Here is a 13,099-nt window from a genome sequence, read left to right on the forward strand (position 1 = left end):
CCGTTTACAGTTTTTTCTCCCATCCGGTTTTCAGGGAATCACATAATTCCTGTTGATAAGCAATGGAAACTTTGTTATAATGATTTTTGTCATTGAGGTCCGGTGACGATGGCGGAAAGGTCACACCCGTTTCCATCCCGAACACGGAAGTTAAGCTTTCCAGCGCCGATGGTAGTTGGGGGTTTCCCCCTGCGAGAGTAGGACGCTGCCGGGCCCGATATTCCGCAGTAGCTCAGTGGTAGAGCAATCGGCTGTTAACCGATCGGTCGTAGGTTCGAATCCTACCTGCGGAGTCATATGCTTCCATAGCTCAGCAGGTAGAGCACTTCCATGGTAAGGAAGAGGTCATCGGTTCGAGCCCGATTGGAAGCTTATATTTTTTTGGCCCGTTGGTCAAGCGGTTAAGACACCGCCCTTTCACGGCGGTAACACGGGTTCGAATCCCGTACGGGTCACCATTTACATATTTGGAGGATTAGCTCAGCTGGGAGAGCGTCTGCCTTACAAGCAGAGGGTCGGCGGTTCGAGCCCGTCATCCTCCATTTGTATGCCGGTCTAGCTCAATTGGTAGAGCAACTGACTTGTAATCAGTAGGTTGGGGGTTCAAGTCCTCTGGCCGGCACCATTTACGGAGGGGTAGCGAAGTGGCTAAACGCGGCGGACTGTAAATCCGCTCCCTCAGGGTTCGGCGGTTCGAATCCGTCCCCCTCCACCATCTCATTTTTTGGGCATGCACTTTGGTGCATTTTTTTGGTGAGAGGGTTCATACTATAGATAATTGGGCCATAGCCAAGCGGTAAGGCAACGGACTTTGACTCCGTCATGCGTTGGTTCGAATCCAGCTGGCCCAGCCTTTTCTATTGAATTGGTTACGCCAATGGATATATAGATTTTTACGAGCCATTAGCTCAGTTGGTAGAGCATCTGACTTTTAATCAGAGGGTCGCAGGTTCGAATCCTGCATGGCTCACTCTTTTCTTTTTTTAAAATATGTGGTATTCTACAAATATGCGGAAGTAGTTTAGTGGTAGAACAACACCTTCCCAAGGTGTGGGTCGCGGGTTCGAGTCCCGTCTTCCGCTTAAAGTTTAAACGCTCAAACCTCTTGATATAAAAGGGTTTGAGCGTTTTTTATTTGTCTGTAAATATTTTTCACTCTATAATACAACTCCAGTGTTGTTGGCGGATGGTTGATGGGTTTTCTGGATTGGTGAAGGAAGGCCCCTTTAAGATGAATAGTCTCACCTCCATTTTCTTGAATAATTATACAGAATTTTGTACAGTTGAGCCAATTGGAAAACAATTTTACAATGATAGATAGAGAGAAGGAAAGGGGACAGTCTGATGGAGAAACATATTGCAATAATGGGGGTTCCAATGGATCTTGGGCAGCGGTATAAAGGGGTAGATCTAGGCCCGCAGGCGATCCGGTATGCAGGTGTGAAAGAAGGACTCGAGAAACTCGGCTGCGCGGTTACCGATTTGGGCAATATTGAAATTGGCAGGGCGGAGCAGCTCCCTGATGACGAAGTCAATGCAAGAAATTTAAAAACGATTGCAAAAGCGAGCCAGTTCATTGCAGAGCATACAGATGAAATTGTAAAAAGCAACCGGTTCCCGCTTATTTTTGGCGGCGACCACAGCATTGCCATTGGGACAATTGCCGGCATCAGCAAACATTACAGAAATCTCGGCGTCATTTGGTTTGATGCGCATGCGGATATGAATACTCCTGAGACAAGCCCTTCCGGAAATGTCCACGGCATGCCGCTTGCCGCCAGCCTCGGGTACGGGCATGCTTCTTTAACGGGCGTTTACGGCTATATTCCGAAACTGAAAGCGGAGCATGTTGTCCTGATCGGGCAGCGGGATTTGGACGAAGGGGAAAAGGATTTCATCCGCAACCTGGGCATTAAAATTTACACGATGGCTGAAATCGACCGGATTGGGATGGAGAGCGTCATGGCAGCAAGCATTAACTATTTAAAAGAAAGAACGGACGGCATTCATTTGTCGCTCGATTTAGATGCGCTCGATCCGCAAGAAGCCCCGGGTGTGGGAACGCCTGTATACGGCGGGCTTCATTTCCGCGAAAGCCGGCTCGCCATGGAGATACTGCACGATGCAAATGCCGTTGTTTCAGCTGATGTTGTTGAAGTAAACCCGATTCTTGACAGCCGCAATCAAACGGCAGAAAAAGCTGTCCGCCTGATTGAAACATTGTTTGGGAAAAAACTTCTTTAAAAAAAGCCCCTATTAGCTGGTGCCCGGCACGCAAATAAAAAAACGGCAAATGATGGACGCTTTGCCGTTTTTTTATTTAAATCTATTCCATGGGTGTTCTGTCCACTTATCCCTGAAGTTTACTGCTTTTCAATTTGTTAAATTGATTGATGAGCTGGTCCAGATGCCTGCTTGCCTGTAAGACCTGGTCGTCCCAATACGCAGTGGTCGAAGCGAGCTGAATCATTTCACGTCTTTTTTCCTCAATTTCCAACATTAAGGCTTGGCTTTTCTGGTTCATCCCTGACTCCCCGTTCGTATTCAAATTTGTAATAATTTTATATCCATTTTACTAAAGATTTAAACATTTTTTCCATAACTTTGCTACAATAGACTTGAATATTTTATTACTTTTTTTGAAACCTTTTCAGGAGAAAATCGTAAAAATAACGTACCGCACAGGGCGGAGGGGGAAAATGGAAGCAATTGTAGACCGAAAAATTAAGCAGGTCATGAAGGGTGACCAAAATGCTTTTAATGATATCGTTGAATTATATAAAGATAAAGTATTCCAAATCTGTTTCCGCATGATCGGGAGCCGCACCGAAGCGGAGGATCTGGCGCAGGAAACGTTTATCCGCGCCTATATCCATATTAAAAGTTTTAAGCAGGAACGGAAATTTTCATCGTGGTTGTACCGGATTGCTACTAATTTGTGTATTGACCGGATCCGCAAGAAGAAGCCGGATTTTTATCTGGATGCGGAAATTTCCGGGACGGAAGGGCTGACCCTTTACTCAATCGTACCGGCGGAGGAAAAGCTGCCGGATATGCAGGTGGAGACACTTGAGATGCAGGAAATGATCCAGCGGGAAATTTTAAAATTGCCGGAAAAATACCGGATTATTATCGTTTTAAAGTATATTGAAGAATTATCTTTAAATGAAATCAGTGAAATGCTGGACATTCCGCTGGGAACGGTAAAAACAAGAATCCACCGCGGGCGTGAAGCGCTGCGAAAGCAATTAGGCAGGCTGTGAGGAGGGAAAAATATGGAGGCATGTTCTGAGAGAATTGTACTGTATATGCATGAATACTTAGATGAAGACATTCCGGAAGACCATAAAAAAATTCTCGAGTACCATTTGGAAACATGCCGCGCGTGCCGGCAGCATTTTTATGAGCTGCAAAAAAGCATCTTTTACGTGCAAAGCCTTCCGAATGTCCAGGCGCCTCCCGGATTTACAGGCCGCGTCATGAAAAATCTTCCAAGGGAGAAAAAACGGATCGGGGCGGGCCGCTGGTTGAAAATGCACCCGTTTCTCGCCTCTGCCGGCTTGTTCTTCATTTTAATGGCAGGCGCGATGTTTTCCGAGTGGCATAACCCGGACGAGTTTTCCGTAACGAAAAACAAAGACATTATTGTCCAGGGGCATACCGCGATTGTGCCGAAGGGAAAAGTAATTAAAGAGGACATTACGGTAACAAACGGCGATCTCCGGATTGAAGGGAAAGTGGAAGGGAATGTGACGGTGGTCCGGGGAAATGAATACATGGCCTCCGCGGGGGACGTTACCGGAAATGTAGAAGAAATTAATGAAGTTTTTGAATGGATTTGGTATAAAATAAAAGATGCAGGACAGGATGCATGGAAGCATTTGAAATGAATATAAATATATTGGAGCGGGGCCGGATCCGGTTCCCGTTTCTTTTTCCAGGTATAGAAAAGCTGCTATTTCGCCGCGGGAAATGATATAATAAAACAGTTGAAGACAGAGGATATGAAGATTGATGAATTAATGGAGGCAGGGTCATGCATATTGCTGATTTCCCCATCTGGAACTATCTCTCCAAAATTGTGGATATATTGGTCGTCTGGTTTGTCATCTATAAATTATTGATGGTGATCCGCGGAACAAAAGCGGTCCAGCTTTTGAAAGGCATTTTTGTGATCATCATCGTCAGGAGCCTTAGCAGCTTGCTCGGGCTGCAGGCGCTGGCATGGATGATGGACCAGGCACTTACATACGGATTTCTGGTCGTGATTATTATCTTCCAGCCGGAGTTGCGGCGGGCCCTTGAGCAACTCGGCAGGGGAAAATTCTTTTCAAGAACGAACGGCCAGGAAGAAGATGAGCAGGCCCACCTCGTTGAAGCGATCGTCAAGGCGACCAGCTATATGGCGAAACGCAGAATCGGCGCCCTGATCTCGATTGAGCGCGGAACAGGATTAGGCGATTATATCGAAACCGGTATCCCGCTTGATTCTGTTGTATCGGCTGAACTTTTGATTAACATCTTTATTCCGAACACTCCGCTTCATGACGGCGCCGTCATAATCCAGAAGCGGAAAGTGGCGGCCGCAGCTTGCTATTTGCCGCTTTCCGAGAGCCCGTTTATTTCGAAGGAACTGGGGACAAGGCACAGGGCCGCGGTCGGGATCAGTGAGGTAACAGACTGTTTGACGGTGGTTGTATCCGAAGAGACGGGCGGGATCACGGTCACGAAAAATGGCGAGCTTCACAGGGATTTAAGCCTGGAGCAATTGCAGGAAATGCTGGAAGCCGAACTGAACTATACCCAGAAAACAAAGGAGCCTTCCTCGTCGAAATGGAACTGGAGGGTGAGAAAACATGGATAAACTAATGGACAATCGTTGGTTTATGAGGGTGCTGGCGCTTGTTTTAGCCATCCTGCTTTATATTTCAGTTGCGGTGGAAAACGGTGAAGGCAATAAAATTATCGGTTCCGCCACAAAAAACAGCAGCGGCGTGGTTGAAAATATGCCGGTCCAGCTGATTTATGACAACAAAAACCTTGTTGTATCAGGCGCACCGAAAACGGTGGACGTGACTGTAACCGGCCCGAAAGTCATCGTTCAGCAGGTGAAAGCCTCAAGGGATTTCACCGTTTACATGGATTTAAGCAATGCACAAATCGGCAGGCAAAAAGCCAAATTGAAAGTAAAAGATCTTTCCGATAAACTGAAATACAAACTCAGCCGTACGTATGCTACCGTATCGGTACAAGAAAAAGTATCCAAAATTTTCAACGTTGAGGCAGAATACGACAAAGCTTTGCTGGCAACCGGGTATGAAGCATCTGTGCCTGCTGTGGAGCCAAGTACAGTGAAAATTACCGGGGCGAAAAACGTCATTGACAGGATCAGCTATGTAAAAGCGACAGTGGAAATCAGCAAACCGATTACGGAAAGTTTTACGAGGGCCGCGACAGTGAATGTCCTCGACCGGAATTTAAATAAACTGGATGTCTCGGTCAACCCGGATAAAGTGAATGTCTCGGTGAATGTGACTAATCCGAGCAAAACCGTCCCGATTTCCATTAACCCGGTTGGCAGTAACCGCGACAATTTGACGATAAAAAGCATCACGACAAATCCGAAAAAGGTGACCATCTACGGCACCAGTGCCCGCCTTGCCGGGATTGAGGCGCTGCCGGTTAACATCGACATCAGCAAAATTACGAAAGATACGACCATTGATGTTCCAATTTCCCTTCCGGACGGCATCAATAAGGTGGATCCGGAAATGGTCACAGCGACCATTAAAGTGGAAGAAAAAAAAGATGAAGATGAGAAAACACTGAGCAATATTCCGATTAAGGAAAAAGGGCTGGCTGCCGGCTATCAAATGGATTTCCTTTCTCCGAAGAACGGAACGATTGATATCATTGCAGACGGGAAAAAGAGCGATTTGGACAAGATTTCCGCCTCTGACTTTAATGTCTCGATCGATCTGTCCGGCCTGAAGGAGGGAGACCACGAAGTAAGCTATATTGTATCGGGTCCGAAAAATATAACGTGGAGGCTTTCCGGTGAAAAGGCGAAAATACGCATAAGTGACGAAGCACAAAAGACAGAATAACAGAACTGATATGCGGAAAAGAAGGAGCGAAACCTGATGACGAAATTTTTTGGTACAGACGGAGTAAGAGGCATAGCAAATTCTGAACTCACACCTGAACTTGCTTTTAAACTGGGACGTTTCGGCGGATATGTTTTGACCAAGCATGCGAATGAGCGGCCGAAAGTTCTGATTGGCCGCGATACGCGCATTTCCGGGCAGATGCTTGAGGGGGCGCTTGTTGCCGGGCTTCTGTCCATCGGGGCAGAAGCAATGCGGCTTGGCGTGATTACCACGCCGGGGGTTGCTTATTTGACAAAAGCATTGGGGGCGCAGGCCGGCGTCATGATTTCGGCCTCGCATAACCCGGTGGAAGATAACGGCATTAAGTTTTTCGGCCCCGACGGTTTTAAACTGTCGGATGACGAGGAAGCGGAAATCGAAGAACTGCTCAATCAAGACACGGATGACCTGCCGCGGCCGGTCGGGAAAGATCTCGGCATTGTCAGCGACTACTTTGAAGGTAGCCAGAAATACTTGCAGTTCTTAAAACAGACAGTGGATGAAGAATTTACCGGTATTCATGTGGCGCTTGACTGTGCCAACGGTTCGACTTCTTCGCTGGCGACATATCTTTTTGCCGATCTTGATGCAGATGTCTCGACAATGGGGGCATCCCCGAACGGTCTGAATATCAATGACGGGGTCGGGTCCACGCATCCGGAAGCGCTTGCTGCTTTCGTCCAGGAAAAAGGCGCGAATGTCGGGCTTGCATTTGACGGCGACGGCGACCGGTTGATCGCTGTTGATGAAAAAGGCCAGATCATAGACGGGGACCAGATTATGTATATTTGTGCCAAATACTTAAAACAAGAAGGGCTTTTAAAGAAAAATACCGTCGTTTCTACTGTAATGAGCAATCTCGGCTTCCATAAGGGCCTTGAAGCGCTTGGCATCAATAGTGTTCAAACGGCTGTCGGCGACCGGTACGTTGTCGAAGAAATGAAAGCAAACGGCTTTAATTTGGGCGGCGAGCAGTCGGGCCATATTATTTTCCTTGACCATAACACGACCGGTGACGGCCTTTTAACCGGGCTGCAGCTGATCAACATCATGAAGATCGCGAACAAGCCGCTTTCCGAACTGGCTGCGGAAATGAAAAAGTACCCGCAGAAACTCGTGAATGTTAAGGTAACCGATAAATACCATGTTTTAGAAAACGAAAAAATAAAATCGGTGATTGACGAGGTAGAAAGAGAAATGGCCGGGAACGGGCGTGTCCTTGTCCGCCCTTCCGGAACAGAGCCGCTTGTGCGTGTCATGGTGGAAGCACAGACGGCGGAAGACTGCAGCCGGTTTGTTTCCCGGATTGCCGGGGCAGTGGAAGCGGAAATGGGTTTAAGAGAATAATTTCAACGATTGATTTTTTCGGTGCATAAGGGGGAACGCAACAACCCTCTTATGCATATTTTATGTTGAGAATGGTAAAATATGTTGACGCAGTATAACGCATACGCTATGATAATGATGTTGTTTTCTCTTCACTTTACAAAAAAGGAGGATCGTTTAAGACTTTTTTCTAAAAGCGCCAGAACTGGGTTCGGGACGGATTGACCCAGTTGACGAGGAGGAGGAGTATCGAGCTTTCGGCGGATGCCTCCCGGCTGCCACACACAGCCGTATGTTTTTCCACAAATCGGCGGGGTGACCCGCTGGACAAAGGGAAAAGCATGTGGGAAGAGAAAACGGATCAGCTGTTTTACAAAAATTTCAAGAGATAAGGGGGCAGGACTGCTCCCGGTGGTTCTTGCCCCCTTGTGATCCAGGGAGGAAGAACAAATGTGTGGTATTGTAGGTTATATCGGTACTGAAGATGCGAAGGAAATTTTGTTAAAAGGCTTGGAGAAGCTGGAATATAGAGGCTACGATTCTGCAGGGATCGCTCTCCGGAATGAAGCCGGCGTGCATGTGTTTAAAGAAAAGGGACGGATTGAAGATTTGCGCCGGATCGTGGATATGCGTATTGCGGCGACGACCGGCATCGGCCATACACGCTGGGCAACCCACGGGGTACCGAGCAGGGAAAATGCCCACCCGCACCAAAGTGCATCCGGCCGTTTTACGCTTGTGCATAACGGCGTGATCGAAAACTACACGCTTTTGCAAAAAGAGTATCTTACGGATGTTCCTTTAAAAAGTGATACAGATACGGAAATTATCGTGCAACTGGTAGAAAAATTTGCTTCAGAAGGCCTTGAAACGGCGGAAGCGTTCCGGAAAACGCTGACGCTTTTAAAGGGTTCTTATGCCCTTGCCCTCTTGGATGAAAAAGACGGCAATACGATTTATGCGGCAAAAAATAAAAGCCCGCTTTTGGTAGGCGTCGGCAACGGCTTTAATGTGGTGGCGAGCGATGCAATGGCGATGCTGCAAGTGACCGACCAGTTTATCGAACTGGCAGATGGAGAAATGGTCATTCTTACCCGCGGGCAAGTCACAATCCAAAATCTTGCCGGTGAAACGATCAGCCGCCAACCGTATAAAGCGGAAATCGATGCAAGCGACATAGAAAAGGGTACGTACCCGCATTATATGCTGAAAGAAATCGATGAGCAGCCACTCGTGATGCGGAAAATTATCCAGGCTTACCAGGACATCAGCGGCAAATTGTCTGTTGACAGCCAGATTATCGATGCCGTAACCGGGGCTGACCGGCTCTATATCATCGCATGCGGCACGAGCTACCATGCCGGCCTTGTTGGCAAGCAGCTGATTGAAAAGCTGGCGAAAATTCCGGTTGAGGTCCATGTATCAAGTGAATTTGTTTACAATATGCCGCTTCTGTCAGAAAAACCGTTGTTCCTTTTTATTTCACAAAGTGGGGAGACAGCCGACAGCCGTGCTGTGCTTGTAAAAGTGAAAGAATTGGGTTACAAGACGCTGACGATGACCAATGTGCCGGGCTCGACGTTGTCCCGTGAAGCGGATTATACCCTATTGCTTCATGCAGGACCGGAAATTGCGGTTGCTTCGACAAAGGCATATACGGCGCAAATTGCCGTCCTTGCGATCCTTGCTGATGTAGCGGCAAAATCGCGCGGTTTCAGCGAAGACTTTGACCTGGTGCATGAACTCGGCCTTGTGGCAAATGCGATGGAAGTGCTGTGTGGTTCAAAAGAAGAAATTGAACAAATGGCATATGACTACTTGACGGTCACCCGCAATTGCTTCTTCATCGGCCGTTCGATGGACTACTTTGTCTGCCTTGAAGGCGCACTGAAGCTGAAGGAGATCTCTTATATCCAAGCGGAAGGTTTTGCAGGGGGCGAACTCAAACACGGCACAATTGCCCTGATTGAGGACGGCACACCGGTTGTCGCGCTTGCTACGCAAAAAGACGTCAACTGGAGCATCCGCGGCAATGTCAAGGAAGTTGTCACCCGCGGGGCCAACCCTTGCGTGATCTCGATGAAAGGCCTGAATGAGGAAGGCGACCGTTTCGTCATTCCTCGTGTACACGAATTACTGACACCTCTTATCTCTGTTGTACCATTGCAGTTGCTTGCTTATTACGCAGCGCTGCATCGCGGCTGCGACGTCGACAAGCCGAGAAATTTGGCCAAATCCGTCACAGTCGAATAAACCACAAAAAGCCCGGGAAAGCCAGAATGACTGGTTTTCCTGGGCTTTTTGTTTAATCAAATGATTGATTAAAGGGATGATACAAGGTAAAATAAGGCGATTTTATTGGCCCGGCTTCTTTGGATTAGGCCTTGTATCTCCCTGTTAAAAAGTCCGTCCCCTGCAAAAAAGTTGGGACCCGCTGTTAAATCGTTGGTACCTGACCGGCAGGAGACCAGGCCAATTCAGCAGGCAAATATGGTTGTTTTCCGGGTCATTTTCAACCCTAATTCAATAGAAAGACAAACTCGGGCTGATCCAAAACGGGTCCAGTTTTTCTTTTGTACAGCGGCCCCAATCCTTTGTCCCGCATGGGCTCCGCCGTTCTCTAATCCTATAGCGTTAGAAGCTCCACTGTATGGAATTGGGCGATTCTCAGTCCTTTTTCATGTGGTTCCCAGCCAGCTCAGTTCCGTCATTTCTCCAATATTTTTTCTCTAATCAGGGAAGAACTTTTTGACATTTCCAGACTATGCTGAACAAACCAGCAACCTAATTTCTGGTAAAAATCAGGCGTTTTGGGAACCAACTTTTTAACATTGCCAGCGGTCATCAAAATGCGGTTGGAGCCTTGGGGGAGTAAGAGGAAAGGGGGATTTTGGCGGGGAAGGACTTTTTTACAGGGGAATAAATAGTAATATATATCTAAAATATCAAAAAATATGTACCAATAATATTATTTTATGGTAGAATTTGTTGTGGTACTTCAAGTATCTTTTCAGGATCCGCAGCATTTGCTGCTGAGAAACCGAGTGAAACCACATCTCCTGTAGTACAACAAAGTCAGGCAACTCAAGCTCAAGCTTCATCTCTTGCAGTAGATCCTGGTATTCAATCTATTAACGGTCAGATGTCTACTCAATCAGAACCAACTTATATAAGTAAGAAGGCTGCTGAAGGGAAAAACGATTCCTGAACAATTTCCTGAAAATAAGCAAACAAAAGTGGTTCGCTTTTTCCCTTCTTACTCTGTTTCACCAAAGTTTATCCTGATTTGGGGATGGGGCGAATTAAATCTCGTTTATGATCTTACAGCCTATTTGGGCCGGCCATTGCCCGCGCCTTCCACTTCCGAAAACAACGGCACACCGGCCACCTTGGATGAAATCTCCTTTTTTGGCAAAGCGTTATTAGAGCCGATGCGTATCCGTATTTTATCTTTGATTGCAAGAAAGGAAGGGGTCAAAGCCCAGGAGATGGCCGAAAAATTAGACCTAAACCCTGCCACGATTTCCAGGCACTTGAACATTTTGAAAAATTGCAAGCTCATCACGGAAACCAAGCAAAAAAGCCATAATATTTACTTTATCAATCATAGCGAGTTCAGGCGCTGGGCAAAACAACTGGAAGGGGAGCAGTTTCTCAAGGTCTCCGATTGATGCTTGATTTGGCCGGTTTGTTTTGGAAAGCAGCCAAAATGCCCTTGAAGTAAATGCGTTTCAAGCGGAGTGGTTTGTTGACCTACACCGGCCGCACGGGCAAGCCTCTCTCCTGTACTTGGTGCAGCCGTGCATGTAGACTGAAAAGAGACAAAGGAGAAAGCAGGTGTTGTTTTGGTATCCTATATCGTATTAAACAAACGGAAGATTGATGTGGAACGTTATCGGGAAGAGGACGTACAGGGGCTGAAGCAGATCGTGGCGGACTTCAAGGTAACAAGCGAAGATTACCATGATATTGCCACCTTACTGTATCAGGAAAAATTCGATGTGGAAGTACCTGAACAGGGGCTTGCTTTTAAGGGGGCGATCCGGGAATGCTCCACTTCCATTACGAATCTGTATGAAAAAGGCCGGGTCGGCGACTACCATTTAGCATTGCTGGAAGTGAAAGAAGGAGAGAACAAAGCGTGAAACTCAGTATTTTAGACCAGGCGCCCATTTCAACCGGCCAGACAGCGAAAGACGCCCTTTACAACGCGATGGAGCTGGCCCGTGCAGGCGAGTCATTCGGGTACACGCGGTACTGGATTGCGGAACATCATGATTTGCCGGGTATTGCCAGCAGTGCGCCTGAAGTAATGCTCGGTTTTATCGGCGCGTATACGAGCACGATCCGGATCGGCTCCGGGGCCGTGCTTTTGCCGCATTATAAGCCGTATAAAGTCGCGGAAGTGTTCAATTTGCTCTCTGTGCTGTTTCCGGGCCGCATTGACCTCGGCATTGGCCGGGCGCCGGGCGGCTCTGCCGAAGCAACCACCGCATTATCCGGCCAATTTTTGCAAAAAGTGTACAAAATGCCGGAGCTGGTAGAGGAACTGCTTCATTTTCTCTATCACGATTTTCCGGAAGAAAATATTTTTTCCCGCGTCAAGGCTGCCCCTGTTCCGGCTGATCCGCCGCATGCCTGGCTGCTTGGCACAAGCGGCAAAAGCGCCGTGCTGGCTGCCCGATCTGGCATGTCGTATGCGTTTGGCCAGTTTATGAGCGAACAGGATGGCGCGGCAATTTTAAAGCAATATGAGCAGGCTTTTACCCCCCGAAAGCCGGGGGATGCGCCGCAAACGTTGTTAACTGTTTCCGCGGTATGTGCCGAAACAGCTGAAAAAGCGGAAGAAGTGGCATGGAGTTCCCTAATATGGCAGCTGCAGGCGGAAAAAGGGGGACAAGCATCCGTACCGTCCATTGAAGAAGCAAAATCTTATCCATTAACCGGAAAAGACAAAGAAAAATTGGCAAAAATGAAGCAAAACATGGTGATCGGAAATCCGCAGCAAGTGCGCGCGGCATTCACCAAGTTGCAGGAAAAATACGGAACGGATGAATTGATGATTTTTACCATTGCCCATTCTTTTGAGGACCGGATTGCTTCATACCGGTACATTGCCGAAGAAGTGCTGGGGTAATGGATTAGCGAATCAAAGCCTTCTTTTTCCTATTAATGGAAGAGGAGGGCTTTAATTATTGTTGTCGCGGTAGCGGGGCTTAGAATACCAGTGTTTTTTTAAGATCGCCAGCGGCCGTTTTTTCAGCCGTACGGCAATGACTGCATTCATAAAAAAATTCAGCTGAAGAAAGGATTTTAGATGCTTTTGCCGAATATCAATACGGAACAACAACGAATTTTTGCAGAGGATTATTTCTTTCATTCCGTAAAACTGAAAGAAAGCCGCAGTGCTGTCTTGCCGGATTACGGTTTTTATAGAGTAACTCCAATTGCCTTAGAGCCTCGCTCAAGGGTATATTTTTATTTTGGCAGAGGCTCTTAACGAAAATCTCCGGCTTTTTTCGGAGATACCGAGAAAAAGGCAAAATTTTTTATAATTCAACTATGAAACGGAGAGCACCCCGTTTCTTCTGAGTAAACTAAATTATGGAAAAATTATCTGCGTG

General features: G+C 47.2%; 11 protein-coding genes, 9 tRNA genes and 1 rRNA gene. 20 read left to right on the forward strand and 1 reads right to left on the reverse strand.

Annotated features, from left to right (window positions below; genetic code table 11):
• Positions 1–98 precede the first annotated feature (98 nt).
• From rrf to rocF, 11 genes are all read left to right on the forward strand, one after another.
• A 5S ribosomal RNA gene (rrf, locus tag NSQ19_RS00950) occupies positions 99–214 on the forward strand.
• 7 nt (positions 215–221) lie between these two features.
• A tRNA-Asn gene (locus NSQ19_RS00955) sits at positions 222–293 on the forward strand.
• A 6-nt stretch (positions 294–299) separates the two neighbouring features.
• A tRNA-Thr gene (locus NSQ19_RS00960) sits at positions 300–372 on the forward strand.
• A gap of 11 nt (positions 373–383) precedes the next feature.
• Positions 384–458: transfer RNA gene (locus NSQ19_RS00965), tRNA-Glu, on the forward strand.
• A gap of 11 nt (positions 459–469) precedes the next feature.
• Positions 470–542, forward strand: a tRNA-Val gene (locus tag NSQ19_RS00970).
• 7 nt (positions 543–549) lie between these two features.
• Positions 550–625, forward strand: a tRNA-Thr gene (locus tag NSQ19_RS00975).
• 5 nt (positions 626–630) lie between these two features.
• Positions 631–715: transfer RNA gene (locus NSQ19_RS00980), tRNA-Tyr, on the forward strand.
• Positions 716–779: 64 nt separating this feature from the next.
• Positions 780–851, forward strand: a tRNA-Gln gene (locus NSQ19_RS00985).
• 46 nt (positions 852–897) lie between these two features.
• Positions 898–970: transfer RNA gene (locus NSQ19_RS00990), tRNA-Lys, on the forward strand.
• A gap of 40 nt (positions 971–1,010) precedes the next feature.
• A tRNA-Gly gene (locus NSQ19_RS00995) sits at positions 1,011–1,082 on the forward strand.
• A 262-nt stretch (positions 1,083–1,344) separates the two neighbouring features.
• Positions 1,345–2,244, forward strand: a complete 900-nt coding sequence (gene rocF / locus NSQ19_RS01000) for an arginase (protein ID WP_013858129.1) — start codon at positions 1,345–1,347, stop codon at positions 2,242–2,244.
• Between the two features lie 106 nt (positions 2,245–2,350).
• On the opposite strand, the gene NSQ19_RS01005 is transcribed toward rocF, so the two are convergent.
• Positions 2,351–2,524, reverse strand: coding sequence for an aspartyl-phosphate phosphatase Spo0E family protein (locus NSQ19_RS01005; RefSeq protein ID WP_013858130.1), 174 nt, complete (start codon positions 2,522–2,524; stop codon positions 2,351–2,353).
• A gap of 175 nt (positions 2,525–2,699) precedes the next feature.
• On the opposite strand from NSQ19_RS01005, the gene sigW reads away from it, so the two are divergent.
• The 9 genes from sigW to NSQ19_RS01050 all read left to right on the forward strand — a co-directional run bounded on the left by sigW (position 2,700) and on the right by NSQ19_RS01050 (position 12,612).
• Entirely contained in the window at positions 2,700–3,263 is a 564-nt protein-coding gene (gene sigW, locus NSQ19_RS01010; protein WP_340702180.1) for an RNA polymerase sigma factor SigW, read from the forward strand.
• A gap of 12 nt (positions 3,264–3,275) precedes the next feature.
• A complete protein-coding gene (locus tag NSQ19_RS01015; protein WP_017553451.1) occupies positions 3,276–3,890 on the forward strand; it encodes a zf-HC2 domain-containing protein in 615 nt (204 codons plus the stop codon).
• A 146-nt stretch (positions 3,891–4,036) separates the two neighbouring features.
• Positions 4,037–4,864 carry a diadenylate cyclase CdaA gene (cdaA, locus tag NSQ19_RS01020; RefSeq protein ID WP_017553452.1) on the forward strand — a complete coding sequence of 276 codons (828 nt, stop codon included), beginning with the start codon at positions 4,037–4,039 and terminating at the stop codon, positions 4,862–4,864.
• Positions 4,857–6,107 (forward strand): CdaR family protein, encoded by a 1,251-nt coding sequence (locus tag NSQ19_RS01025; RefSeq protein WP_340702181.1) that lies wholly within the window; start codon positions 4,857–4,859, stop codon positions 6,105–6,107. The genes cdaA and NSQ19_RS01025 overlap by 8 nt, the downstream gene beginning before the upstream one ends.
• A 36-nt stretch (positions 6,108–6,143) precedes the next feature.
• On the forward strand, positions 6,144–7,496 hold the full coding sequence (gene glmM, locus NSQ19_RS01030) for a phosphoglucosamine mutase (protein WP_013858135.1): 1,353 nt from the start codon (positions 6,144–6,146) through the stop codon (positions 7,494–7,496).
• Between the two features lie 429 nt (positions 7,497–7,925).
• Positions 7,926–9,728, forward strand: coding sequence for a glutamine--fructose-6-phosphate transaminase (isomerizing) (gene glmS / locus NSQ19_RS01035; RefSeq protein ID WP_340702182.1), 1,803 nt, complete (start codon positions 7,926–7,928; stop codon positions 9,726–9,728).
• A gap of 983 nt (positions 9,729–10,711) precedes the next feature.
• A complete protein-coding gene (locus NSQ19_RS01040; RefSeq protein ID WP_340702183.1) occupies positions 10,712–11,146 on the forward strand; it encodes an ArsR/SmtB family transcription factor in 435 nt (144 codons plus the stop codon).
• Positions 11,147–11,320: 174 nt separating this feature from the next.
• Complete coding sequence (locus NSQ19_RS01045) at positions 11,321–11,620, forward strand: DUF3219 family protein (protein WP_340702184.1); 300 nt, start codon at positions 11,321–11,323, stop codon at positions 11,618–11,620.
• Complete coding sequence (locus NSQ19_RS01050; RefSeq protein WP_340702185.1) at positions 11,617–12,612, forward strand: LLM class flavin-dependent oxidoreductase; 996 nt, start codon at positions 11,617–11,619, stop codon at positions 12,610–12,612. Before NSQ19_RS01045 ends, NSQ19_RS01050 begins: the two co-directional genes overlap by 4 nt.
• Positions 12,613–13,099 lie beyond the last annotated feature (487 nt).

The sequence above is a fragment of the Weizmannia sp. FSL W8-1119 genome, from assembly GCF_038008605.1.
In the GTDB taxonomy this organism is placed as follows: Bacteria; Bacillota; Bacilli; order Bacillales; family Bacillaceae_C; genus Weizmannia; species Weizmannia coagulans.

Coding starts and splice junctions, on each gene's coding strand:
- NSQ19_RS01005 (WP_013858130.1), bottom strand. CDS start 2,524: ATGAACCAGAAAAGCCAAGCCTTAATGTTGGAAATTGAGGAAAAAAGA.
- rocF (WP_013858129.1), top strand. CDS start 1,345: ATGGAGAAACATATTGCAATAATGGGGGTTCCAATGGATCTTGGGCAG.
- sigW (WP_340702180.1), top strand. CDS start 2,700: ATGGAAGCAATTGTAGACCGAAAAATTAAGCAGGTCATGAAGGGTGAC.
- glmM (WP_013858135.1), top strand. CDS start 6,144: ATGACGAAATTTTTTGGTACAGACGGAGTAAGAGGCATAGCAAATTCT.
- cdaA (WP_017553452.1), top strand. CDS start 4,037: ATGCATATTGCTGATTTCCCCATCTGGAACTATCTCTCCAAAATTGTG.
- NSQ19_RS01015 (WP_017553451.1), top strand. CDS start 3,276: ATGGAGGCATGTTCTGAGAGAATTGTACTGTATATGCATGAATACTTA.
- glmS (WP_340702182.1), top strand. CDS start 7,926: ATGTGTGGTATTGTAGGTTATATCGGTACTGAAGATGCGAAGGAAATT.
- NSQ19_RS01025 (WP_340702181.1), top strand. CDS start 4,857: ATGGATAAACTAATGGACAATCGTTGGTTTATGAGGGTGCTGGCGCTT.